The organism is Bacillus sp. TH13 (assembly GCF_016651175.1).
In the GTDB taxonomy this organism is placed as follows: domain Bacteria; phylum Bacillota; class Bacilli; order Bacillales; family Bacillaceae_G; genus Bacillus_A; species Bacillus_A thuringiensis_S.
The window spans coordinates 2,148,497-2,172,500 of sequence record NZ_JAEKEJ010000025.1; the positions used below are offsets into that span (position 1 = coordinate 2,148,497).

Sequence of the window (24,004 nt, forward strand, 5' to 3'; positions counted from 1 at the left end):
TGGTGATTTTTACATGAACAGGTAAATTCACCACTTTGATCATCAGTAGAAAGTGAGGCAGCATTAGAATGAAAGCAACTGGAATCGTACGTCGAATTGATGATTTAGGCAGGGTAGTAATCCCGAAGGAAATTCGTAGAACTTTACGTATTCGAGAAGGAGACCCACTAGAAATATTTGTTGATCGCGATGGAGAGGTAATTTTAAAGAAGTATTCTCCAATTAGTGAACTAGGTGATTTTGCAAAAGAATATGCTGAGGCTTTATATGACAGCTTAGGACATAATGTGCTTGTCTGTGATCGAGATTCTATCATCGCAGTATCAGGCGTATCGAAAAAAGAATACTTAAATAAAAGTGTTGGCGATTTAATCGAAAAAACGATGGAAGAACGAAAGTCTGTTATTATGACGGACGAAAGTGATATTTCCATTATCGATGGTGTAACAGAAAAGGTTCATTCTTATACAGTTGGACCGATTGTTGCAAACGGAGACCCAATTGGAGCTGTCATTATTTTTTCGAAAGAAGCTATTATAAGCGAAATCGAGCATAAAGCGGTTAATACTGCTGCCAGTTTCTTAGCGAAACAAATGGAACAGTAAGGGTGTATAATTTTAGAAGTAGCAATTTTTCCTAATTATGATCTTTCTTTTTGAGAAATCAATTATTTGGAGATATATGTATATTGAATGAAGGTAGCGCTTTGCTACCTTTTTTCGTTGAGTATTTTTAACGGTGCAGGAACCTATTATTACCCGTGGTGGTAAGGCAGCTTGTTCATTTCTTTATGATATAATACGAGAGGTGAGAATAGAAAAAGGAGTTTTCTTGTATGGAAGCAAAGAAGTATCAAGCCTTTTGGCGTGGGGCTATTATATTAACGATTGCAAGTTTTGTTACAAAAGTATTAAGCGCTTTTTACCGTATTCCATATCAAAATATAGCGGGTGATATTGGTTTTTATATTTACCAACAAATTTACCCGTTTTATGGATTTTGTTTAATTTTAGCTACTTATGGGTTTCCTATTATCATTTCGAAAATGGTTGCAGAACGACTAGAGCGGGGAAAACAAAAAGAAGCAGAAGAAATTATTTGTGTATCTTTTTGTTTTTTATTGGGAATTGGTTTTATAGGCTTCTTTACATTGTTTTTTGGGGCCAAAACAATTGCGATAGCTATGGGCGATATATACTTAGATAAGTTACTACGTGTTATTTCATTTTCATTCTTATTGATGCCGTTTTTGTCTGTAGCAAGAGGGTATTTTCAAGGCTTCAATAATATGATGCCAACAGCTGTTTCGCAAGTAATAGAACAAACAATTCGAGTTTCTATTATTGTATTTTTATCGCTATTCCTAATTGCTCACGGATTTGATTTATATACAGTTGGTGCAGGGGCTATGTTAGGCTCAATTGCGGGTGGACTTATTGGGATTATTGTACTTATGTTGTATATGCGTCGAGATTTTCGTTCTATATTTTTCAAAAGTGTAGCGAGAATTAAGGGCAAAAGGAGGATAATTAAAATCCTTTTTTGGCAGGGGTTAGCGATTTGTGTTAGTAATTTAGTGCTTATTTTTATACAGATGGCAGATTCAATATCCTTGTACACCTTACTTATTGGTGCGGGAGAACAGGTTGAAAGTGCAAAGGTATTAAAGGGTGTTTATGATAGAAGTATTCCGCTAATGCAATTAGGTACTGTTGTGACGACTTCTTTCTCGTTGTCACTTATTCCAATTATTACAGCGGCGAAGGAAAGAGGAGAGCTTTCCTTTATTCAAGAAAAGGTAAAGTTAGCAATGAAAATAACACTTGTTATTGGACTTGCAGCAGCTATTGGACTAACTTGTATTATTCAACCTACGAATATTATGTTGTTTGAAAATAGTGATGGATCAGATGTTTTATCTATTTTATCTTTATCTATTTTATTTAGTTCGTTGTCAATTACGACGGCTTCTATTTTACAAGGGTTGGGACAAACATTTAAGCCAGCATTATTTGTTGTATTTGGAGGTTGCTTAAAGTTAGCGTTAAATTATATATTTATGCCTTATTTTGGTGTGAAAGGGGCAGCCTTTGCGACTTTGTGTGCGTTAATTATAATTTCTGGGCTAAATAGTTTGTTGCTTATGAGAGCTGTATCAGGATCGCTTATCAATAAGCGAAATATGTTAGGTGTAGTGATTAGTGGTATCTGTATGGGATTTGTATTAATGATGTTCACACGTGTGTTGCAGGTGTCTGGATTAGTAATTGATACGGAACATAGAGGAATCGCGACGCTTGAAGCGTTGCTAGGTGTAGTTGTCGGCGGATTGACATATATGTTTTTAATTTTGAAATTACGTGTATTTACAAAAAAAGAATTAGGAACCGTTATGAAACAAGAGAAAAAAGAAGGTTCATTGAAGAAGAGTGGATAGAGGTGACAGATTGTGAGTGGAATCATTACTATTTTAGGTTTAGGTGCTGGTGAATTAGATCAGCTAACGATGGGTGTATATCGAAAGATAAAAGAAGCAGATCATCTGTTTGTTAGGACGAAGGAACATCCAGTTATAGAAGAATTGGAGAAAGAAGGCGTACAATATACGGCTTTTGATGATGTATATGAAGCGCATGATACGTTTGAAATTGTATATGAAACAATTGCGAATAAATTGCTAGAACAAGCTGAAGGTACAGAAATTATCTATGCTGTTCCAGGGCATCCGCTTGTAGCAGAAAGAACAGTTCAGCTACTGTTGGAAAAAGGTGAAGATTCAAATGTTGAAGTGCGAATTGAGGGTGGACAAAGTTTCCTTGATCCTATGTTTGCAAGCCTAAAGATTGATCCAATTGAAGGATTTCAATTACTTGACGCTACATCATTTAAAAGAGGACAATTAGAATTACGTCAACATCTAATCTTTTGCCAAGTATATGATGCATTCGTTGCATCTGATGTGAAATTAACATTAATGGAGATGTTGCCGGATGATTATGAAGTGTATATCGTAACAGCTGCAGGAACTTCATTTGAACAAGTAAAGAAGGTACCGTTGTATATGTTAGATCATGAAACGGAATTGAATAATTTAACGAGTGTGTATGTGCCGCCAGTTCAGGAGCGTGCATCCTTGTATCAACAGTTCGATGTACTTAGAGAAATTATTGCAGAACTTCGAGGCCCAAATGGTTGTCCGTGGGATAAAAAGCAAACACATCAATCATTAAAGAAATATTTAATTGAGGAAGCTTATGAAGTATTGGAAGCAATTGATGAAGAGGATGATGATCACTTAGTAGAAGAATTAGGTGATATATTATTACAAGTTATGCTTCATGCTCAAATTGGAGAAGATGAAGGTTGGTTTTCTATAGATGATATCATTCGAACTCTATCTGAGAAAATGGTTCGTCGCCATCCACATGTATTTGGAAATACGGATGTAAACAATGCTGATGAAGTGATTGCCAATTGGGAAGAAATTAAAAAACAAGAAAAAGGATTCGTGAAAGAATCTGTTTTAAATGGCGTTCCAAAAAGTTTGCCGCAGTTACTACGCGCCTATGAAATTCAGAAGAAAGCCGGTAAGGTTGGATTTGATTGGGTTGATGTGCAGCCTATGATAGAGAAAGCTTTGGAAGAATGGCAAGAGTTCCAACAAGAAGTTACAAACATGGATGAGGAAAAGATGCTAGGTGAGTTTGGTGATTTACTATTTGCATTTGTTAATATAGCTCGTCATTATAAAATAGATCCAGAAGAGGCGTTACGTTCAACTAATGAGAAATTTACTGGTCGTTTTTTATACATGGAGGCAAAAGTAGCTGAAATGAATAAAGAGATGGAAGATTTATCATTAGAACAGTTAGATGTTTTATGGGAAGAAGCGAAACAAACAGAGCGTTAATAGGGGGATTTGAGATGCGTCTAGATAAGTTTTTAAAAGTGTCACGTTTAATTAAAAGAAGAACATTAGCGAAAGAAGTAGCTGATCAAGGAAGAATATCTATTAATGGTCAAGTGGCAAAAGCAAGTTCGGATGTGAAAGTAGCTGATGAATTAACAATTCGTTTTGGTCAAAAAATAGTGACTGTAAAAATAAATGAATTGAAAGAAACAACTAAAAAAGAAGATGCAGCAAATATGTATAGCTTAGTTCGCGAAGAAAAAGTAAAAGCGGAAGAAGGCTTGTTCTAAAATCATTTATCCCCTCATACATTACTATTAGCTAGTAAAAACCTATGGGGGGATTTACGTGAATAATGGTTACTCACCTACGTCTTCTAATCAACAAAATGTTTCTGTGGAGCATGATATTATTATGCGTGGAAGGCGTGTAATTGATATTACTGGTGTGAAGCAGGTAGAGAGTTTTGATAGCGAAGAGTTTTTACTCGAAACCGTAATGGGTTTTTTAACGATTCGTGGTCAAAATTTACAAATGAAAAATTTAGATGTAGAAAAAGGTATTGTGTCGATTAAAGGGAAAGTTCATGAGATGCTGTATATTGATGAAAATCAAGGAGAAAAAACTAAAGGTTTCTTTAGTAAGTTGTTTAAATGAGCTTAACAATTCAGTTGTATACAATGCTTTCAATGATTGGAATGGGTGCTTGGATTGGAGCATCTTTAGATACATATCAACGTTTTTTAAAGCGTCAAGAACGTAAACGTTGGCTTGTATTTATACATGATATACTATTTTGGATTGTCCAAGCATTATTTGTCTTTTATGTATTGCTTCTCGTAAATGAAGCTGAGTTACGTATATATGTGTTTTTGGCATTATTATGTGGTTTTGCGGCATATCAAAGCTTACTGAAAGCACTATACATGAAGCTGTTAAATTTTCTCATCTATATTTTTATGCAAACAACATATTTTTTTGTTCGAATTATACAGCTACTCATGATAAAACCTGTTATTATTATAGCGCAGCTATTTATTGCATTTATATTATTCTTATTTCGTATACTGCTTTCAATTGGACATGTGTTATGGAAAATGGTGATTTGGATATTACTTTTCATATGGAAAGTTTTTTTCTGGCCTGTTCGATTTATTGCTTCGCTCATATGGAAACTTCTCCCTAATCGTGTTAAACTTTTTATAGTGAAACATATAGGGTTCCTGCAATATATAGCAAAATTGAAGGGACATATCTTCCAAATATGGGAGCGTATAAAAAAGAAGTTAGGGGGACCTCGGAAATGAGGGAACTGAGACAAAGAACAATCGAAAAACAGAGTCCAAATCCTGTTAAAGAGCATATAATACAAACGGATGAGAACAGGAAGCGACTTTATCGCCGTTTAGCGGTTTTTCTTGTCTTTACTTTTACAATTATTGCGAGTATTAGTGTAACGTTTTATCAACAAAACAGTTCCATTAAAGCAAAAGAAGCAAAAGTTAAGGACATGAAAAAAGAACTGGATTCATTAACGAATAAAGAAAAAAGTCTAAAAGACGAAGTTCAAAAGTTAAATGATGAAGAGTACGTATTAAAGATTGCTAGAAGGGATTATTTCTTCTCTGGTAAAGGGGAGATAATTTTTCCTGTTTCGAAGTAGAGTATGTCTTATTGACACTATATTTTAGGATTATATATAATAAAGTAAAATTTGACTTTTTAACCACTAAGGAGGAGCATTTTTTTTATGTCAATCGAGGTAGGCAGCAAGTTACAGGGTAAAGTAACAGGTATTACAAATTTTGGGGCTTTTGTGGAGCTGCCAGAAGGCTTAACTGGTCTTGTTCATATTAGTGAAGTTGCTGATAACTATGTAAAAGATATTAACGATCACTTAAAAGTGGGCGACCAAGTAGAAGTAAAAGTTATTAATGTTGAAAAAGATGGAAAGATTGGTTTATCTATCAAAAAAGCGAAAGAACGTGAAAAAACAGAAGGAGATCGTCCACGCGGTGAATACCAACGCGGTGGTGATCAACAACGTTCTGGACGTCCACAACGTAATAATCGCTCTTTCAACAGAGATAATCGCGGTGGCGGTAACGACCGAGCTCCAAAAGAAACATTTGAGCAAAAGATGGCACGCTTCTTAAAGGATAGCGAAGATCGTTTAACTTCTTTAAAGCGTAACACAGAGTCTAAACGTGGTGGCCGTGGCGCACGTCGCGGATAATAAGACCGTTTAGTTTTTAACATATAGAGAGGTACCCAGAGTGATGGCTCAGGGTACTTTTTTATATGTGAAAATATATTTTAAAAAAGTTTTCAAGATATGTTGACTTTAAATAATATCTGATGTAAGATACTAATTGTCCGTTAAATACGACGACATGGCGGTGTAGCTCAGCTGGCTAGAGCGTACGGTTCATACCCGTGAGGTCGGGGGTTCGATCCCCTCCGCCGCTATATTTAATTTAACGGCCCGTTGGTCAAGTGGTTAAGACACCGCCCTTTCACGGCGGTAACACGGGTTCGAATCCCGTACGGGTCATCTAAAAAGATCATGCAAATTTGCATGATCTTTTTTTGTTAAATGGATTAAGATATACAACACTTCTACAAAATCACCCTATATTTTCTGAATATTTAATTAAAAAATTGAAATAACTTACATACCGTGTATATCTGTAGAGTTATTTCGAATAAAAAGTCGAACGATTATAAAAGTGAAAACTGTTGTTTTGACAAAAATCCCAACAATCATCTTTTATAATGACAGTAATTAAACTATGCAGGTGGTGTTAAAAGTATGCCTAAAGCAGGAAGGAATACTATGAATACAAGTGCATTGGCAATGAATGAGAGTCAGCTTGGAGGAATAAAGTGGACGAGTAAGTTGCGAATGAAATTTGAACAAGTTTTCTTTAGATGGGGATTTATTATTGTTGTTATTGGTTTTCTTTTGGGAAGAGCATATATATTAACAAATATCTTACCGTTTGCACTACCATTTTTTGCTGCTGTTTATGTTATGAAGCGGGATAAGATGCCGCTAGCATTTTTAGCTCTAATGGGAGGAGCTCTTTCAGTCTCGATAGATAATTTATTTTTTACTTTTGCATCTATCTTTACTTTCTTCATTTATAATATCTTCTTTAGTAGATTCACACGTAAAACCGTTGGACTTGTTCCATTTCAAGTATTTATCTCCGCATTAACCGCACACTTAGTTGTTGTATATTTTGCACAACAAACTGTCACCATGTACGATTTACTCGTTAGTACCATTGAGGCTGGGCTTAGTTTTGTATTAACTATGATATTTTTACAAAGTGTTCCGCTTTTAGTAGAAAGGAAAGGAAAACAACAGGCGTTAGAGACGGAAGAAATTGTTTGTTTGATTATATTACTAGCATCTGTTTTAACGGGTACAACAGATTGGTTTGTATATGATGCTTCTATTCAACATATTTTTACACGGTATTTAGTACTAGTATTTGCATTTATTGCGGGTGCTGCTACAGGATCTACAGTGGGGGTCGTAACAGGTTTGATATTAAGTTTAGCAAATGTATCTAGCTTGTCCCAGCTTAGCCTTCTTGCTTTTTCTGGATTGCTTGGTGGGTTGTTAAAAGAAGGGAAGCGTTTAGGTGTTAGTTTAGGTTTATTAATTGGGACAAGCTTAATTACATTATATGTAGACAAACAGACAAATATTGTAACGACTTTAATTGAGTCAGGCGTAGCGATTGCTATCTTCTTATTAACGCCAAAGCTTGTTTTAGATCGTATTGCTAAATTTATGCCAGGTACACAAGAGCATTCGCAAGATCAACAACAATATTTAAGAAGGATGCGCGATGTTACAGCGAACAAAATCAACCAATTTGCAAATGTATTTGCTGCTTTATCTAATAGCTTTTCTGTATATGGGTATGTAGAGGAAGAAGATAAAGAGACAGAAGCAGATTTGTTTTTGAGTACAATTACTGCGAAAACATGTCAAACATGCTTTAAAAAGGATCAATGCTGGGTAGTGAATTTCGATAAAACGTACGATTATATGAAACAAATAATGAGTGAAACGGAAGAAGGAACCCTGCAACATAATCGTAAATTAGTTCGTGAGTGGGACAAGCATTGTGTGAGAGGGAAAAAAGTGACGGATTTAGTAGCGGGTGAATTAGATCATTTCTATGAGGGACAAAAATTACGAAAACAAATGAAGGAAAATCGTAGAATAGTTGCGGAGCAACTATTAGGTGTATCAAAGGTTATGGAGGATTTTGCTAAGGAGATACAACGAGAGCGTGAAAATCATCAGGTGCAGGAAGAACAGATTATGCAAGCGTTCCGTGATTTTGGTGTCGAAGTAGAGCATGTTGATATTTATTGTTTAGATAGAGGAAGTATTGATATTGAAATGTTGATTCCCGTTGCATCTAATGAACATGGTGAATGTGAAAAGTTAGTTGCACCGATGCTTTCGGATATCCTTAAAGAAAATATTGTCGTTAAACATGAAGAAAAGTCTTCTTATCCGAATGGCCACAGTTTAATATCATTCGGTTCGGCGAAGACGTATTCTCTTGATACGGGATTGGCCACAGCCGCAAAGGGCGGTGGATTTGTTTCGGGTGACTCTTATGCGATGATGGATTTAAGTGTTGGCAAATATGCACTTGCGATTAGTGATGGTATGGGGAATGGGCAAAGAGCTCATATGGAAAGTAAGGAAACGGTGAAATTATTACAAAAAATACTCCAATCCGGTATTGACGAAGAAATAGCGATTAAGTCTATTAATTCAATTCTTTCTTTGAGAACGACGGAAGAGATGTTTACGACATTAGACTTAGCTATGGTAGATTTGCGAGATGCGAGTGCAAGGTTTTTAAAGATCGGATCAACGCCGAGTTTTGTTAAACGCGCGAATAATATTTTGAAAATTGAAGCAAGTAATTTGCCGATGGGAATCATCGAAGATGTTGAAGTTGATGTGGTGGGTGAACAATTAAAAACGGGCGATATCCTTATTATGATGAGCGATGGGATTTTTGAGGGAGCGCAGCATGTAGAGAATCATGAATTGTGGATGAAACGAAAAATTAAAGAATTGCAAACCGAAGACCCGCAAGAAATTGCTGATATCATTATGGAAGAAGTGATTCGCTCTTGTGATGGTTATATAAATGATGATATGACTATTGTAGTGGCAAAAGTGAAGAAAAATATGCCGAAGTGGGCTACGATTCCGATTGTAGGCATGCAGGCGCAGTAAAATGTAAGTGGAATGTTTATCTAAAATTTGATTTTAAAAACCTAGGCGAATACCTAGGTTTTTTTGTGGGAAAAGGTAATGCTATTGATTTTGTGAATACAGACGGAGGATGTAAGATAAAAATGTAATTTTTGTATATCTTTTTTTTGCACAATGTTTGTAAAAGTTGTACCATTATAGACAAGGCGACTAATGTTGCTGTTCTTGTTTAATGAAAGGTGATTGCGAAGTTGAAAGATACATTTGTTGAAAAAGTAGATGACTTTGTAAAGCAGCATGATGTATTAAAGAATGATTCAACAATTGTTGTGGGAGTTTCTGGTGGTCCTGACTCGTTAGCCCTTTTATATTATTTATTAGAAAAAAGAGCGGAAAAACAGTTGGAAATTGTAGTAGCTCATGTGGATCATATGTTTAGAGGTGATGAATCTCATGAGGATTTACAGTTTGTGCAGGACCTTTGTGAAGAACTGGGAATTATTTGTGAAACGATAAGGATTAATGTATCACAATATCAACAGCAATACGGGATGAATGCACAGGTTGCTGCTAGGGAATGCAGATATGCATTTTTGGAAAGAATAATGAAGAAATATGATGCAAGATATGTTGCTCTTGGACATCATGGAGATGATCAAGTAGAGACGATTTTAATGCGTCTTGTAAGAGGGAGTACTCCGAAAGGATATGCAGGAATTGCAGTGAAGCGTCCTTTTCATAATGGATATTTAATTAGGCCGTTACTTGGGGTAACGAAGGAAGAAATTGTTGATTACTGTAATAAGCTAAATTTAATTCCACGTATAGATCCGAGTAATAAAAAGGAAGTATATACAAGGAATCGATTACGTAAATATGTCCTTCCTCACTTAAAAGAAGAAAATCCACAAATGCATGAGAAATTCCAAAAATTTAGCGTGCAGATGCAAGAGGATGAGGCTTATTTGCAGGAATTAGCTTTTGAGAAAATGAATAAAGTAATTACAAAAAAAAGTGATAAACAAATTAGCTTATCAATTCCTGCCTTTGAATCCATGTCTATGCCTTTACAAAGAAGAGGGATTCAACTAATATTAAACTATCTTTATGAATATAAGATTCCATCTTCTCTTTCTTCTATACATATTGACAAGGTGATTGAGTTTTTTAAGCGGACACAACCTTCAGGTTCACTTGATTTTCCAGGTGATTTGAAAATTGTTCGCACATACGAGGAGTGTAGCTTTAGATTTAAACAAGAAATCGTCTCTCCTTTTTTGCAAGATTTATCAGTACCCGGGATCATTACACTATTGAACGGGGATGAATTTGTAACAGAGGTGAGCGAAGATATACCAAGTAACATGAATGAAACAGTATTTGTTGCTAAGTATAATGATATATCATATCCACTTCGTATTCGTTCTAGGGAAAATGGAGATCGCATGTCAATACAAGGTATGGATGGCACGAAAAAGATAAAAGCTATTTTTATCGAAGCGAAAGTACCAAAAGAAAAAAGGGAAGAATGGCCGGTCGTTTGTGATGCAAGTGGGAACATTATTTGGGTACCCTTGTTGAAGCGATCTGCATTTGCAATTTCGAAAGAGATGGCAAAGAAGGGTAAATATATGATTATTCACTACAAAAGCAAGGAGTCTTCCGGGAGGATAATGAAATGATGAATCAAGATATCGAAAAAGTATTAATTTCTGAAGAACAAATACAAGAAAAGGTGCGCGAACTAGGTGCAGTTATTGCAGAGGATTATAAAAACACAGTACCTCTTGCAATTGGTGTATTAAAAGGCGCAATGCCATTTATGGCAGATTTATTAAAGAGAACAGATACATATCTTGAAATGGATTTTATGGCTGTATCTAGTTATGGTCACTCTACAGTTTCAACAGGCGAAGTGAAAATTTTAAAAGACCTTGATACTTCTGTAGAAGGTCGCGATATTTTAATCGTCGAAGATATTATTGATAGTGGTCTTACACTAAGCTACTTAGTAGACTTATTCAAATATCGTAAAGCGAAGTCTGTAAAAATTGTTACATTATTAGATAAGCCAACAGGCCGTAAGGTTGATCTGAAAGCGGATTATGTTGGATTTACTGTTCCACATGAATTTGTAGTAGGATATGGATTAGATTATAAAGAGCAGTACCGTAATCTTCCTTATGTAGGCGTATTAAAACCAAGCGTTTACTCAAATTAATTAAATACAGGCTTTACAATTGTATAGGAAAGTTTTTCTATGTTACGATTTACTATAGTGTTTATGCCGTGAGAGGAGGTTAGGAATGAATCGTATCTTCCGTAATACCATCTTTTATTTACTGATATTCTTAGTAGTAATTGGAATCGTGAGCTATTTTAATGGTTCGACACAAAAAACGACATCAGTTAGCTACGACAAATTCATTACTAAACTAGAAAGCGGTGAAGTGCGTAATGTGCAACTTCAACCGAAAAATGGTGTATTTGAGGTAAAAGGACAATTCAATAACTCTAGCCAAGGAGAACAATTTGTTACTTATGCACCAAATACTGAGGAATTACAAAAGAAAATCAATGATAAAGCGAAAGGTGCCGAAGTTAAGTATCAACCAGCAGAAGAAACAAGTGCTTGGGTAACATTCTTTACTTCAATCATTCCGTTTGTCATCATCTTCATTTTATTCTTCTTCTTATTAAATCAAGCTCAAGGCGGCGGTAGCCGTGTTATGAACTTCGGGAAAAGTAAGGCGAAGTTATATAATGATGAAAAGAAAAAAGTTCGTTTCAGAGATGTTGCTGGGGCGGATGAAGAGAAACAAGAACTTGTTGAGGTAGTGGAATTCTTAAAAGACCCTCGTAAGTTTTCTGAAGTTGGTGCCCGTATTCCGAAGGGTGTCCTATTAGTTGGACCTCCAGGTACAGGTAAAACTTTATTAGCACGTGCTGTTGCAGGTGAGGCTGGTGTTCCATTCTTCTCTATCAGTGGTTCTGACTTTGTAGAGATGTTTGTCGGTGTCGGTGCATCACGTGTACGTGATTTATTTGAAAATGCAAAGAAAAATGCTCCTTGTATCATTTTCATTGATGAAATTGATGCAGTAGGTCGTCAACGTGGTGCAGGTCTTGGTGGTGGTCATGATGAGCGTGAGCAAACATTGAACCAGTTACTTGTTGAAATGGATGGATTCGGTGCAAACGAAGGTATTATTATCATTGCTGCGACAAACCGTCCAGACATTCTTGACCCAGCGTTATTACGTCCAGGTCGTTTTGACCGTCAAATTACAGTAGATCGTCCAGATGTAAATGGCCGTGAAGCTGTACTGAAAGTACATGCGCGTAATAAACCGCTTGATGAGCATATTAATTTAAGAGCAATTGCGACTCGTACACCAGGATTCTCTGGTGCGGATCTTGAAAACTTATTAAACGAAGCTGCTTTAGTAGCTGCACGTCGAGATAAGAAGAAAATTGATATGAGTGATATCGATGAAGCAACGGATCGTGTTATTGCAGGTCCAGCTAAGAAAAGTCGTGTTATCTCTGAAAAAGAACGTAATATCGTTGCTTTCCATGAAGCAGGCCATACTGTAATTGGTGTTGTTCTTGATGAAGCTGATGTCGTTCATAAAGTAACAATTGTCCCTCGTGGTCAAGCTGGTGGATATGCGGTAATGCTTCCGAAGGAAGATCGTTACTTCATGACAAAGCCAGAGTTACTTGATAAAATCACTGGTTTACTTGGTGGTCGAGTAGCTGAGGAGATTGTATTTGGTGAAGCAAGTACAGGTGCTCACAATGACTTCCAACGTGCGACTGGTATTGCAAGACGTATGGTTACGGAATTCGGTATGAGTGATAAGCTTGGACCGATGCAATTTGGTAGCTCACAAGGTGGTCAGGTATTCTTAGGAAGAGACTTCCATTCAGAACAAAACTACAGTGATGCAATTGCGCATGAAATTGATGTGGAAATGCAAACGATTATTAAAGACTGTTATGCTCGTGCGAAACAAATTCTTACTGAAAAACGAGATAAGCTTGATATTATCGCAAAAACGTTACTTGAAGTAGAAACATTAGATGCAGAGCAAATTAATCATTTATATGATTATGGCAGATTACCTGAGCGTCCAACATCTTCAGATGATGTGAAAGTAAACATCAATATGAAGAAAGACGATGAAGATAAAGAAGATAAAGAAGATAAGTAAGAAATGAAGGAGTGACTATCGTCACTCCTTTTTTGTTTGTTAAGTTTTTTGCTAATTACTATTGAGGGTTTAGTGGATAAAGTAATTTAAGTAAAACTAGTATTAAAAATTGAAATAGAGAGCAATCTTTTTGTAAAATGATGAGGATAGGAAAGCTGATTATATAAGTATGTGTGATATGATGTTTTTATAAGTTTTATACATACTACACAAATATAGATTAAATAAGATAAGTGGTGAGAATATGATTTTTGTATTGGATGTAGGGAACACAAATGCTGTACTAGGCGTGTTTGAAGAGGGGGAACTTCGTCAGCATTGGCGCATGGAAACAGATCGTCATAAGACAGAAGATGAATATGGAATGCTTGTAAAACAGTTACTTGATCATGAGGGTCTCTCGTTTGAAGATGTGAAAGGTATTATTGTGTCTTCAGTCGTACCACCAATTATGTTCGCTTTAGAACGTATGTGTGAAAAATATTTTAAAATTAAACCGCTTGTAGTAGGACCTGGAATAAAAACGGGGCTAAATATTAAATATGAAAATCCACGTGAAGTAGGCGCAGATCGAATTGTAAATGCAGTAGCAGGAATCCAATTGTATGGAAGTCCACTTATTATTGTTGATTTTGGTACGGCTACTACATATTGTTATATTAATGAAGAAAAGCATTATATGGGTGGAGTTATTACGCCAGGAATTATGATTTCAGCAGAGGCTTTATATAGTAGGGCGGCAAAACTTCCTCGTATTGAAATTACAAAACCGAGCAGTGTTGTTGGGAAGAATACAGTAAGTGCGATGCAATCAGGTATTCTTTATGGTTATGTAGGACAAGTGGAAGGTATTGTTAAGCGTATGAAAGAGGAAGCTAAACAAGAACCGAAAGTTATTGCAACAGGTGGACTGGCGAAATTAATTTCAGAAGAATCGAATGTAATTGATATTGTAGATCCATTTTTAACGTTAAAAGGCTTGTATATGTTATATGAGCGTAATGCAAATTTACAGCAGGAGAAAGGTGAATAAATAAGTATGAAAGATTATTTAGTAAAAGCGTTAGCGTTTGATGGAGAAGTACGTGCGTATAGTGTACGTACAACAAATACAGTAAGTGAGGCACAAAGACGTCATGATACATGGAGGACAGCTTCGGCGGCACTTGGTCGTTCTTTAACTGCAGGTACAATGATGGGTGCGATGTTAAAAGGTGATCAAAAGTTAACGATTAAGGTAGAAGGTAATGGTCCGATTGGCCCTATCTTAGTGGATGCTCATGCAAATGGAGATGTACGTGGCTACGTAACGAATCCACATGTTGATTTTGAAGGAACGGAACAAGGAAAATTACGTGTATATCAAGCGGTAGGTACAGAAGGTTTTGTAACAGTAATTAAAGATATTGGTATGCGTGAGCCGTTTATCGGTCAATCCCCAATCGTTTCGGGAGAACTAGGGGAAGATTTCACGTATTATTTCGCAGTTTCTGAGCAGACGCCTTCTTCTGTTGGTGTCGGTGTCCTTGTAAATGGAGATGACAGCGTATTAGCGGCGGGTGGATTTATCCTTCAAATTATGCCGGGCGCACAGGAAGAAACAATTTCATTCATTGAAGATCGTTTGCAAAAAATCCCGCCTGTATCAACATTGATCGAACAAGGTCTTTCTCCAGAAGAGCTACTATATGCAGTCCTTGGAGAAGATAAAGTAAAAGTATTAGAAACAATGGATGTTCAATTTAATTGTACGTGCTCACGTGAACGTATTGAGAGTGTGTTAATTAGTTTAGGTAAAACAGAGTTAGAGCAAATTCGTGAAGAAGAAGAAGAAACAGAAGTTCATTGTCATTTCTGTAATGAACGATACAAGTTCTCTAAAGAAGATATTACAAATTTAATTGAGAATTTGTAATAAGGGGATTAACCCTCCGAATAGATTGACAAACAGGGAATTTTCTGACAAAATCTAAATATAGATAAAACCAATAAAAATACTCGGTGTTAGGAGTGACAGGAATGCGAGTGGCACAATCAGTTTCAGAATTAATCGGGAAAACGCCGATCGTTAAGTTGAACCGCATCGTAGAATCAGACAGCGCAGATATATACTTAAAACTAGAATTTATGAATCCAGGGAGTAGCGTTAAAGATCGTATTGCACTAGCTATGATTGAAGATGCTGAAAAAAAGGGATTGTTAAAAGAGGGCGATACAATCATTGAGCCAACAAGTGGTAACACAGGGATTGGTTTAGCGATGGTAGCGGCTGCTAAAGGATATAATGCAATTTTAGTAATGCCAGAAACAATGAGTATTGAGCGTCGTAATTTATTACGTGCTTACGGTGCTGAATTAGTATTGACTCCAGGTCCTGAAGGGATGGGTGGAGCAATTCGTAAAGCGACTGAATTAGCGAAAGAGCATGGCTACTTTATACCACAACAGTTCAAAAACCAATCGAATCCAGAAATTCACCGTTTAACAACAGGTCCAGAAATTATTGAACAAATGGGCGACCAATTAGATGCGTTTATTGCAGGTATTGGTACAGGTGGAACAATTACTGGTGCTGGTGAAGTGCTGAAGGAAGCATATGAAGGTATTAAAATTTATGCAGTAGAACCTGCGGATTCACCAGTATTATCTGGTGGGAAACCAGGTCCACATAAAATCCAAGGAATTGGGGCGGGATTTGTTCCAGAGACATTGGATGTAGAAGTATATGATGAAATTATTCAAGTGAAAACAGAGCAAGCATTTGAATATGCGAGAAGAGTGGCTAAAGAAGAAGGTATTTTAGTTGGTATCTCTTCAGGAGCAGTTATTTATGCAGCAACAGAAGTTGCGAAAAAGTTAGGTAAAGGGAAAAAGGTACTCGTTATTATTCCAAGTAACGGTGAACGTTATTTAAGTACACCGCTTTATCAATTTGAATCATAATTAAATGCGATTGAAAAAGCATCCTTGAAAAAGGATGCTTTTTCTTTTTGGATTGGAAATAGGAAAAGAGTGAATGACTAGAAAACTTCATGTAAAATAAGAGGTAGTATAATTAAATTATTTTCACTAGCCTTCGAGTATAATCAATCTCTATATAAATAACTTATGTAGTTTGAGGTGGTTCATCTAAGAGGGTGGGATAAAAGAAGACGGGGTGTTGATATGCAACGAAGAAAATCTTTAGCGCTTTCTATTCCATATCAGTTAGATTTCTTTAAGCAATATAAATTTCTTTCTCAGGATAAGCCGCAACATATTTTGCTGGAAAGTGGACGTGGCGGTCGTTATAACATAGTGGGTTTAAACCCGGTAGCGGTAATCCAAGGAAAGGGTGAAAAGTTACATATAAGTGAAAGTGGTAAGGAAACAATAAAAAAAGGGAATCCATTAGATTTAATGCAAGAATATATGGAGCAATGGAAAACAGACTACAATCCAGAGTACCCGCCTTTTCAAGGTGGTGCAATGGGCTACTTTAGTTATGATTGTATCCGTTATATCGAAAAACTCCCTTCTCTTGCAGAGGATGATCTGAATATACCCGATATATACTTTTTATTATTTGACGATGTGTTCGTCTATGATCAAAAAGAAAAAGTATTGTGGATTATTACACATTATGTAGATAAGCATGCAGAAGCGGAAGAACGTTTAAATGAATGGAAGGATCTTTGGACGGCAGAAGTGCCTGAAGTGACTATGCCGTTTGAACGTCCTAAAAAGAAAAATGAAGCGGTTGCCTTTACAGAAGCGGGCTTTATGAAGGCTGTTGAACGTATTCAAGAGTATATTGGAAATGGTGATGTGTTTCAAGTAAACTTGTCGACAAGACAGGAAAGAACTTTACAAACGCATCCACTAGAAATTTATACAAGTCTTCGTAAAATTAATCCATCTCCATATATGGGTTACTTAGAGCTTGGGGATTTTCAAATTGTTAGTGCTTCGCCTGAATTGCTAATTAAAAAACAAGGGCAAGAAGTAAGTACACGACCAATTGCAGGTACAAGATCCCGCGGTGCAAATGAACAAGAGGATCAAGACTTAGCAAGGGAATTAATTGAGAACGAAAAGGAACGAGCAGAGCATGTGATGCTTGTAGATTTAGAGCGAAATGATTTAGGACGCGTTTGTAAATATGGCACTGTAGAAGTCGATGAATTTATGGTAATTGAAAAGTACTCACATGTTATGCATATCGTTTCCAATGTGCGTGGTGAGGTGGAAGAAGATAAGGATGCTTTCGATTTAGTGAAAGCTGTATTTCCTGGTGGAACAATTACTGGTGCACCGAAAATACGTACGATGGAGATTATAGAAGAATTAGAGCCTGTTCGCCGAGGGATTTATACAGGTTCAATTGGTTGGATTGGTTATTCTGGAGATACGGAATTAAATATTGTCATTAGAACGCTTCTTGCGAAAGATGGGCAAGCACATGTGCAAGCTGGAGCGGGAATTGTAATTGATTCAAATCCGAAAAATGAATATAAAGAGTCGTTAAAAAAGGCAATTGCTTTATGGCGTGCAAAAGAAAGTAGCGAAGAAACGGTTAGGTGAGAGAAATGATATTAATGATTGATAATTATGATTCTTTTACATTTAATTTAGTACAGTTTCTTGGAGAACTTGGACAAGAGCTTGTTGTTAAGCGTAATGATGAAGTGAGTATTGCAGATATTGAGAATATGAAACCAGATTTCTTAATGATTTCGCCAGGTCCATGTAGTCCTAATGAAGCGGGGATTAGTATGGAAGTTATCAAATACTTTGCTGGGGAGATTCCGATTTTTGGAGTTTGTCTTGGGCATCAATCGATTGCACAAGTATTTGGTGGAGAAGTTGTTCGTGCAGAGCGATTAATGCATGGGAAAACATCGCTTATGCATCATGATGAGAAAACAATTTTCTTAGATATTCCTAATCCATTTACTGCAACGCGTTATCATTCCCTGATTGTTAAGAAAGAGTCATTGCCAGATTGTTTAGAGGTAACATCTTGGACAGAGGAAGGGGAAATTATGGCGATTCGTCATAAGACACTGCCGATAGAGGGTGTGCAATTCCACCCAGAATCTATTATGACTTCTCATGGGAAAGAGTTACTACAGAACTTCATTCGTAAATATAGTCCAAGTGTGACATCATGTTAATTTACGTAAATGGCGAGTATGTAGAAGCGAGTGAAGCGAAAATCTCCCCTTATGACCATGGTTATTTATATGGGCTGGGAGTTTTTGAGACATTTCGTATTTATAATGGTCATCCTTTTTTGTTAGATGATCATTATAACCGTTTAATAGATGCGCTAGATATATTGCAAATTAAATGGACAATGACAAAAGATGACGTGATGCTTATTTTGAAAAATCTACTCGCTAAGAATGAATTGGAACATGCGTATGTACGTTTTAATGTATCAGCAGGTGTAGATGAAATAGGATTACAAACGGAAATGTATGAAGACCCTTCGGTTATTGTTTTTATAAAACCTTTAACAGCTCCAGAAGATGTAGTAGAAAAAGAAGGGGTTATTTTAAAACAAGTGCGAAATACACCAGAAGGAGCATTTCGTCTGAAGTCTCATCATTATCTAAATAACATTTTAGGGAAGCGTGAAATTGGAAATGTAGTGAGCAAGGAAGGTATTTTCCTTACTGAAGCAGGTTATGTTGCAGAGGGTATTGTTTCGAATCTCTTTTTTGTGAAAGGTGATGTTTTATATACACCTTCGTTAAAAACAGGGATTTTAAATGGTATCACTCGTGCGTTTATTATAAAAAGTGCTGAAGAATTGAATATAGAAGTAAAGGAAGGTTTCTTTACAAAAGATGAATTACTTTCAGCAGATGAAGTCTTTGTAACAAACTCAATTCAAGAAATTGTTCCGCTTTATCGTATAGAAGCGCAGGATTTCCCGGGGAAAGTGGGAGTGGTTACAAAAAGTTTAATGTACCTTTATGGAATGCAGAGAGAGAAATTATGGAGCAGAAATGAATTACGAAGAGGAGATGTGTAGTTTGAAGTGGGATTATGATTTACGCTGCGGCGAATATACATTGAATTTAAATGAAAAGACATTAATTATGGGAATTTTAAATGTAACACCAGATTCGTTTTCTGATGGTGGGAGTTACAACGAGGTAGATGCTGCGGTACGTCACGCAAAAGAAATGCAAGGTGAAGGTGCTCATATTATTGATATTGGTGGCGAATCTACTCGCCCGGGTTTTGCTAAAGTATCAGTAGAAGAAGAAATAAAGCGAGTTGTCCCGATGATTCAAGCGGTTTCAAAAGAAGTAAAATTGCCTATATCTATCGATACATATAAAGCTGAAGTTGCAAAGCAAGCAATTGAGGCTGGTGCTCATATTATTAATGATATTTGGGGAGCAAAGGCGGAGCCAAAAATTGCTGAAGTCGCAGCTCGTTATGATGTACCTATCATTTTAATGCATAACCGCGATAATATGAATTATCGTAATTTAATGGCGGATATGATTGCTGATTTGTATGATAGTATCAAAATTGCTAAAAATGCTGGTGTGCGAGATGAGAATATTATTTTAGATCCAGGTATCGGTTTTGCTAAAACACCTGAGCAAAACTTAGAGGTGATGCGTAATTTAGAACAGTTAAATGTGCTAGGTTATCCGGTTCTCTTAGGTACTTCGAGAAAGTCCTTTATTGGGCACGTATTAGATTTGCCAGTAGAGGAACGCCTTGAGGGGACTGGAGCTACTGTTTGTCTTGGTATTGAAAAGGGTTGTGAGTTTGTTCGTGTCCATGATGTGAAAGAAATGGCGCGTATGGCTAAAATGATGGATGCAATGATTGGTAAGGGGGTAAAGTAATTGGATAAAATTTATATCCATGATATGGAGTTTTACGGTTATCATGGTGTGTTCCCGGAGGAAAATAAATTAGGTCAGAGATTTAAAGTTGACTTAACGGTGGAGTTGGATTTAAAGCGTGCAGGGGAAAGTGATGAATTAGAGCATTCGGTCAATTATGGAGAGCTTTTCGAATTATGTAGAAAAGTTGTTGAGGATAGAAAGTATAAGCTTGTGGAGAGTATCGCTGAAAATATTGCTGCAGATATATTAAAACAATATGAGAGTATTTCACGATGTACAATTAAGGTAATTAAGCCGGATCCACCGATACCAGGTCATTATCGTGCTGTAGCAGTAGAAATTACGAGAGAACGTCCATGAATAATGTAGCATACATTGCATTAGGGTCAAATATTGGAGAGCGTTATACGTATCTAACCGAAGCGATTCAGTTCTTAAATAAAAATCCTTATATTCAGGTTGATGATATTTCATCTGTATATGAAACTGAGCCAGTTGGCTATACTGACCAAAGTTGCTTTTTAAATTTAGTTATAAAAATTTCTACCAATTTATCACCACAAGAATTATTGAAAGTAACACAAAAAGTAGAAAATGACCTAGGAAGAAAAAGGGAAATTAGGTGGGGGCCGAGGACTATCGACCTTGACATTTTACTTTATAATCAAGAGAATATTGAAGCAGAGAATCTTATTGTTCCGCATCCGCGGATGTTTGAAAGAGCTTTTGTTATCGTTCCGTTGTTAGAGATTAATCAAGACATAAAACAAAACATTTCACGTTCACAAGTAGAAGAAATGAAAAGGCGAGAGGGAGTAACGGTATGGAAGCAGAAAAATGGGGAAGACGCATTCGTGCTTTTCGAAAGCTAAAAGGCTACACGCAAGAAGGTTTTGCTAAAGAATTAGGGGTATCTGTATCTGTTTTAGGTGAAGTTGAGAGAGGGAATCGATCACCTTCTCAAGATTTTGTAGTAGAAGTTGCTAAGGCATTAAATGTTTCGATAGATGAATTAATGCCAAAGTGACTGTGCAGGAAGGAGTAGGTTGATTGTTAAAGATTGCAAATATTGAGATGAAAAATCCGGTTGTATTAGCACCGATGGCGGGAGTGTGTAATTCTGCATTCCGTTTAACAGTGAAAGAATTTGGTGCAGGTCTAGTTTGTGCTGAAATGGTAAGTGATAAGGCGATATTACTTAATAACAAAAGAACATTAGATATGTTATATATCGATGAAAGAGAAAAACCATTAAGTTTACAAATTTTCGGTGGAGAGAAAGAAACTCTTGTAGATGCTGCGAAATACGTAGATAAATATACGACAGCAGATATTATTGATATCAATATGGGTTGCCCAGTACCGAAAATCGTAAAATGTGATGCGGGGGCAAGATGGCTTTTAGATCCAAATAAAATATATGAAATGGTAGCAGCAGTTGTAGATGCCGTTGAAAAGCCGGTTACAGTTAAAATGCGTATCGGTTGGGATGAAGAACATATTTTCGCAATAGAAAATGCTAGAGCTATTGAGCGTGCTGGTGGACAAGCTGTGGCGGTTCACGGTCGTACGCGAGTGCAAATGTATGAAGGTAAAGCGGATTGGGATATCATTAAACAAGTAAAGCAAGCTGTGAATATCCCAGTTATCGGAAATGGTGATGTCGAAACACCGCAAGATGCGAAGCGTATGCTTGATGAGATTGGTGTAGATGGTGTTATGATTGGCCGTGCGGCTCTTGGGGATCCATGGATGATTTATCGTACAGTAAAGTATTTAGAGACAGGTGAGTTAATGCCGGAACCAACAGTACGTGAGAAAATTGATGTATGTATGTTGCATCTAGATCGTCTTATCGATTTAAAGAACGAAAATGTTGCTGTAAGAGAGATGAGAAAGCATGCGGCTTGGTATTTAAAAGGTGTTCGTGGTAATGCGAGTGTGCGTAGTGGTATCAATACTTGCAACACACGTGAAGACCTTGCGAATGTATTAGGTGCATTTGTAGAAGAGGTAGAAGCGAAACAACAAACAATTTACGTTGGTTAATAAGGGGGACGGAGAAGATTGACATTCTTCTACACACTTCCTATAATTACGTGAAAGAAAGAAGAACTGCCAGTTAGTTGCTGGCAGTTTTTCTAGTTGAGTAGAAAATGCTATACTGTATATATTGTAAAAATTAATAGAGCTGGAGTGATATCAATATCATGGATAACATGAACCACGAAGAATTAAACGACCAATTGCTTGTTCGTCGTGAAAAGCTACATAATTTACGTGAGCAAGGAATCGATCCGTTCGGTAAACGATTTGAACGCACAAATTCAACGACCGACTTAGTAAGTTTATATGGAGAATTCTCTAAAGAAGAATTAGAAGAGAAAGAAATCACTGTTGCTATCGCTGGTCGTATTATGACAAAACGCGGTAAAGGAAAAGCTGGATTCGCGCACATTCAAGATTTACACGGACAAGTTCAAATTTACGTTCGTAAAGATACTGTTGGAGATGAAGAGTACGAGTTATTTACGACAGCAGATTTAGGTGACTTAGTAGGTATTGAAGGTAAAGTGTTCAAAACAAACGTTGGAGAACTTTCAGTAAAAGCAACAGGATTTACGCTTTTAACGAAATCTCTTCGTCCGTTACCGGATAAATACCATGGATTAAAAGATGTTGAACAACGATACCGTCAACGTTACTTAGATTTAATTACAAGTATGGAAAGTCGTGAAACATTTGTTACTCGTAGTAAAATCATTCGTGAAATGAGAAGATATTTAGATGACAACGGTTATCTTGAAGTAGAAACGCCTATGATGCACGCGATTGCAGGTGGAGCATCTGCTCGTCCTTTCACTACGCATCATAATGCGTTAGATATGGAATTATATATGCGTATCGCAATTGAACTTCATTTAAAACGTCTTATTGTGGGCGGATTAGAAAAAGTTTATGAGATTGGCCGTGTATTCCGTAATGAGGGTGTATCAACTCGTCATAACCCTGAGTTTACGATGATTGAATTATATGAAGCGTACGCTGATTATAATGATATTATGAAACTAACAGAAAATATGGTTGCTCATATTGCGAAAAAAGTATTGGGTACAACAACAATCCAATATGGTGATTATGAAATTAATCTAGAACCAGAATGGACACGTCTTCATATGGTAGATGCAATTAAGCAACACTCTGGAGCGGATTTCTGGAATCCAATGAGTGTAGAAGAAGCACGTGAGCTTGCGAAAGAACATAATGTAGAAATTAAGGATACAATGGAAGTTGGTCATATTATTAATGAGTTCTTCGAGCAAAAAGTAGAAGATAAATTAATCCAACCAACATTTATTTACGGTCATCCGGTAGAAATTTCGCCACTTGCGAAAAAGAATGACCAAGATCCACGATTCACAGATCGTTTCGAATTATTTATCGTTGCACGTGAACATGCAAATGCATTTACTGAGTTAAATGATCCGATCGATCAAAAAGAACGTTTTGAAGCGCAATTAAAAGAGCGCGAACAAGGTAATGACGAAGCACATATGATGGATGACGATTATATTGAAGCTCTTGAGTACGGTATGCCTCCTACGGGTGGATTAGGAATTGGTATTGATCGTCTAGTTATGTTATTAACAAATGCACCATCTATTCGTGATGTATTATTATTCCCTGCTATGCGCCATAAACAAGATTAAGCTTTGGAGATTTCTCCAAAGCTTTTTTTATTTGAGTATGAGTT

At 36.6% G+C, this 24,004-nt stretch carries 24 protein-coding genes and 2 tRNA genes; all 26 read left to right on the top strand.

What is annotated here, in order from left to right:
* Nucleotides 1-68: 68 nt before the first annotated feature.
* The 26 genes from spoVT (at nucleotide 69) to lysS (ending at nucleotide 23,960) form a co-directional block, all read left to right on the top strand.
* Nucleotides 69-605, top strand: a complete 537-nt coding sequence (spoVT, locus tag JFU02_RS19450) for a stage V sporulation protein T (protein ID WP_000648306.1) — start codon at nucleotides 69-71, stop codon at nucleotides 603-605.
* A gap of 230 nt (nucleotides 606-835) precedes the next feature.
* Entirely contained in the window at nucleotides 836-2,437 is a 1,602-nt protein-coding gene (locus JFU02_RS19455; protein ID WP_201071501.1) for a putative polysaccharide biosynthesis protein, read from the top strand.
* Nucleotides 2,438-2,449: 12 nt separating this feature from the next.
* Nucleotides 2,450-3,910, top strand: coding sequence for a bifunctional methyltransferase/pyrophosphohydrolase YabN (gene yabN / locus JFU02_RS19460; protein WP_061666994.1), 1,461 nt, complete (start codon nucleotides 2,450-2,452; stop codon nucleotides 3,908-3,910).
* A 14-nt stretch (nucleotides 3,911-3,924) separates the two neighbouring features.
* The gene (locus tag JFU02_RS19465) at nucleotides 3,925-4,200 is read left to right on the top strand and encodes an RNA-binding S4 domain-containing protein (RefSeq protein ID WP_001234876.1); all 276 of its coding nucleotides are present in this window, start codon (nucleotides 3,925-3,927) and stop codon (nucleotides 4,198-4,200) included.
* 58 nt (nucleotides 4,201-4,258) lie between these two features.
* Nucleotides 4,259-4,567 (top strand): sporulation protein YabP, encoded by a 309-nt coding sequence (yabP, locus tag JFU02_RS19470; RefSeq protein ID WP_001059105.1) that lies wholly within the window; start codon nucleotides 4,259-4,261, stop codon nucleotides 4,565-4,567.
* Nucleotides 4,564-5,217: a spore cortex biosynthesis protein YabQ gene (yabQ, locus tag JFU02_RS19475; RefSeq protein WP_000059770.1), complete on the top strand. Its 654-nt coding sequence runs from the start codon at nucleotides 4,564-4,566 to the stop codon at nucleotides 5,215-5,217. The genes yabP and yabQ overlap by 4 nt, the downstream gene beginning before the upstream one ends.
* The gene (gene divIC, locus JFU02_RS19480) at nucleotides 5,214-5,573 is read left to right on the top strand and encodes a cell division protein DivIC (protein WP_001208739.1); all 360 of its coding nucleotides are present in this window, start codon (nucleotides 5,214-5,216) and stop codon (nucleotides 5,571-5,573) included. The genes yabQ and divIC overlap by 4 nt, the downstream gene beginning before the upstream one ends.
* A gap of 87 nt (nucleotides 5,574-5,660) precedes the next feature.
* Nucleotides 5,661-6,146, top strand: coding sequence for a S1 domain-containing RNA-binding protein (locus JFU02_RS19485; RefSeq protein WP_000021451.1), 486 nt, complete (start codon nucleotides 5,661-5,663; stop codon nucleotides 6,144-6,146).
* Between the two features lie 159 nt (nucleotides 6,147-6,305).
* Nucleotides 6,306-6,379 (top strand) — tRNA-Met (locus JFU02_RS19490).
* Between the two features lie 13 nt (nucleotides 6,380-6,392).
* Nucleotides 6,393-6,464 (top strand) — tRNA-Glu (locus tag JFU02_RS19495).
* A gap of 258 nt (nucleotides 6,465-6,722) precedes the next feature.
* A complete protein-coding gene (gene spoIIE / locus JFU02_RS19500) occupies nucleotides 6,723-9,194 on the top strand; it encodes a stage II sporulation protein E (protein WP_001123551.1) in 2,472 nt (823 codons plus the stop codon).
* Between the two features lie 230 nt (nucleotides 9,195-9,424).
* Nucleotides 9,425-10,855: a tRNA lysidine(34) synthetase TilS gene (gene tilS, locus JFU02_RS19505; protein ID WP_000655456.1), complete on the top strand. Its 1,431-nt coding sequence runs from the start codon at nucleotides 9,425-9,427 to the stop codon at nucleotides 10,853-10,855.
* A complete protein-coding gene (hpt, locus tag JFU02_RS19510) occupies nucleotides 10,852-11,394 on the top strand; it encodes a hypoxanthine phosphoribosyltransferase (protein WP_000981846.1) in 543 nt (180 codons plus the stop codon). The genes tilS and hpt overlap by 4 nt, the downstream gene beginning before the upstream one ends.
* Nucleotides 11,395-11,479: 85 nt before the next feature.
* Nucleotides 11,480-13,390 (top strand): ATP-dependent zinc metalloprotease FtsH, encoded by a 1,911-nt coding sequence (gene ftsH, locus JFU02_RS19515; protein WP_016079510.1) that lies wholly within the window; start codon nucleotides 11,480-11,482, stop codon nucleotides 13,388-13,390.
* A gap of 244 nt (nucleotides 13,391-13,634) precedes the next feature.
* The gene (locus JFU02_RS19520; protein WP_000578366.1) at nucleotides 13,635-14,423 is read left to right on the top strand and encodes a type III pantothenate kinase; all 789 of its coding nucleotides are present in this window, start codon (nucleotides 13,635-13,637) and stop codon (nucleotides 14,421-14,423) included.
* A 6-nt stretch (nucleotides 14,424-14,429) separates the two neighbouring features.
* The gene (gene hslO / locus JFU02_RS19525) at nucleotides 14,430-15,305 is read left to right on the top strand and encodes a redox-regulated molecular chaperone HslO (RefSeq protein WP_000656367.1); all 876 of its coding nucleotides are present in this window, start codon (nucleotides 14,430-14,432) and stop codon (nucleotides 15,303-15,305) included.
* Between the two features lie 104 nt (nucleotides 15,306-15,409).
* Nucleotides 15,410-16,333, top strand: coding sequence for a cysteine synthase A (cysK, locus tag JFU02_RS19530; protein ID WP_001261711.1), 924 nt, complete (start codon nucleotides 15,410-15,412; stop codon nucleotides 16,331-16,333).
* 222 nt (nucleotides 16,334-16,555) lie between these two features.
* On the top strand, nucleotides 16,556-17,953 hold the full coding sequence (trpE, locus tag JFU02_RS19535; RefSeq protein WP_061666996.1) for an anthranilate synthase component I: 1,398 nt from the start codon (nucleotides 16,556-16,558) through the stop codon (nucleotides 17,951-17,953).
* Nucleotides 17,954-17,958: 5 nt separating this feature from the next.
* Nucleotides 17,959-18,546, top strand: coding sequence for an aminodeoxychorismate/anthranilate synthase component II (gene pabA / locus JFU02_RS19540; protein WP_000602283.1), 588 nt, complete (start codon nucleotides 17,959-17,961; stop codon nucleotides 18,544-18,546).
* Entirely contained in the window at nucleotides 18,540-19,412 is an 873-nt protein-coding gene (pabC, locus tag JFU02_RS19545) for an aminodeoxychorismate lyase (protein ID WP_000909862.1), read from the top strand. Before pabA ends, pabC begins: the two co-directional genes overlap by 7 nt.
* Complete coding sequence (gene folP / locus JFU02_RS19550; RefSeq protein WP_042972332.1) at nucleotides 19,387-20,247, top strand: dihydropteroate synthase; 861 nt, start codon at nucleotides 19,387-19,389, stop codon at nucleotides 20,245-20,247. The genes pabC and folP overlap by 26 nt, the downstream gene beginning before the upstream one ends.
* Nucleotides 20,248-20,610 (top strand): dihydroneopterin aldolase, encoded by a 363-nt coding sequence (gene folB / locus JFU02_RS19555; RefSeq protein WP_000358066.1) that lies wholly within the window; start codon nucleotides 20,248-20,250, stop codon nucleotides 20,608-20,610.
* A complete protein-coding gene (folK, locus tag JFU02_RS19560) occupies nucleotides 20,607-21,122 on the top strand; it encodes a 2-amino-4-hydroxy-6-hydroxymethyldihydropteridine diphosphokinase (protein WP_001066691.1) in 516 nt (171 codons plus the stop codon). The genes folB and folK overlap by 4 nt, the downstream gene beginning before the upstream one ends.
* The gene (locus JFU02_RS19565; RefSeq protein WP_000387030.1) at nucleotides 21,074-21,277 is read left to right on the top strand and encodes a helix-turn-helix domain-containing protein; all 204 of its coding nucleotides are present in this window, start codon (nucleotides 21,074-21,076) and stop codon (nucleotides 21,275-21,277) included. Before folK ends, JFU02_RS19565 begins: the two co-directional genes overlap by 49 nt.
* A 23-nt stretch (nucleotides 21,278-21,300) precedes the next feature.
* Entirely contained in the window at nucleotides 21,301-22,299 is a 999-nt protein-coding gene (gene dusB, locus JFU02_RS19570; protein WP_000912243.1) for a tRNA dihydrouridine synthase DusB, read from the top strand.
* Between the two features lie 161 nt (nucleotides 22,300-22,460).
* Entirely contained in the window at nucleotides 22,461-23,960 is a 1,500-nt protein-coding gene (lysS, locus tag JFU02_RS19575; RefSeq protein ID WP_000369679.1) for a lysine--tRNA ligase, read from the top strand.
* Nucleotides 23,961-24,004: the final 44 nt, after the last annotated feature.

What these genes read in the sequence shown, in the direction of transcription:
- JFU02_RS19465 (WP_001234876.1), top strand. Translation starts at nt 3,925, where the DNA reads ATGCGTCTAGATAAGTTTTTAAAAGTGTCACGTTTAATTAAAAGAAGA.
- spoVT (WP_000648306.1), top strand. Translation starts at nt 69, where the DNA reads ATGAAAGCAACTGGAATCGTACGTCGAATTGATGATTTAGGCAGGGTA.
- divIC (WP_001208739.1), top strand. Translation starts at nt 5,214, where the DNA reads ATGAGGGAACTGAGACAAAGAACAATCGAAAAACAGAGTCCAAATCCT.
- cysK (WP_001261711.1), top strand. Translation starts at nt 15,410, where the DNA reads ATGCGAGTGGCACAATCAGTTTCAGAATTAATCGGGAAAACGCCGATC.
- JFU02_RS19520 (WP_000578366.1), top strand. Translation starts at nt 13,635, where the DNA reads ATGATTTTTGTATTGGATGTAGGGAACACAAATGCTGTACTAGGCGTG.
- trpE (WP_061666996.1), top strand. Translation starts at nt 16,556, where the DNA reads ATGCAACGAAGAAAATCTTTAGCGCTTTCTATTCCATATCAGTTAGAT.
- JFU02_RS19565 (WP_000387030.1), top strand. Translation starts at nt 21,074, where the DNA reads ATGGAAGCAGAAAAATGGGGAAGACGCATTCGTGCTTTTCGAAAGCTA.
- pabA (WP_000602283.1), top strand. Translation starts at nt 17,959, where the DNA reads ATGATATTAATGATTGATAATTATGATTCTTTTACATTTAATTTAGTA.
- spoIIE (WP_001123551.1), top strand. Translation starts at nt 6,723, where the DNA reads ATGCCTAAAGCAGGAAGGAATACTATGAATACAAGTGCATTGGCAATG.
- pabC (WP_000909862.1), top strand. Translation starts at nt 18,540, where the DNA reads ATGTTAATTTACGTAAATGGCGAGTATGTAGAAGCGAGTGAAGCGAAA.
- lysS (WP_000369679.1), top strand. Translation starts at nt 22,461, where the DNA reads ATGGATAACATGAACCACGAAGAATTAAACGACCAATTGCTTGTTCGT.
- JFU02_RS19455 (WP_201071501.1), top strand. Translation starts at nt 836, where the DNA reads ATGGAAGCAAAGAAGTATCAAGCCTTTTGGCGTGGGGCTATTATATTA.
- JFU02_RS19485 (WP_000021451.1), top strand. Translation starts at nt 5,661, where the DNA reads ATGTCAATCGAGGTAGGCAGCAAGTTACAGGGTAAAGTAACAGGTATT.
- yabQ (WP_000059770.1), top strand. Translation starts at nt 4,564, where the DNA reads ATGAGCTTAACAATTCAGTTGTATACAATGCTTTCAATGATTGGAATG.
- ftsH (WP_016079510.1), top strand. Translation starts at nt 11,480, where the DNA reads ATGAATCGTATCTTCCGTAATACCATCTTTTATTTACTGATATTCTTA.
- hslO (WP_000656367.1), top strand. Translation starts at nt 14,430, where the DNA reads ATGAAAGATTATTTAGTAAAAGCGTTAGCGTTTGATGGAGAAGTACGT.
- folP (WP_042972332.1), top strand. Translation starts at nt 19,387, where the DNA reads ATGAATTACGAAGAGGAGATGTGTAGTTTGAAGTGGGATTATGATTTA.
- hpt (WP_000981846.1), top strand. Translation starts at nt 10,852, where the DNA reads ATGATGAATCAAGATATCGAAAAAGTATTAATTTCTGAAGAACAAATA.
- folK (WP_001066691.1), top strand. Translation starts at nt 20,607, where the DNA reads ATGAATAATGTAGCATACATTGCATTAGGGTCAAATATTGGAGAGCGT.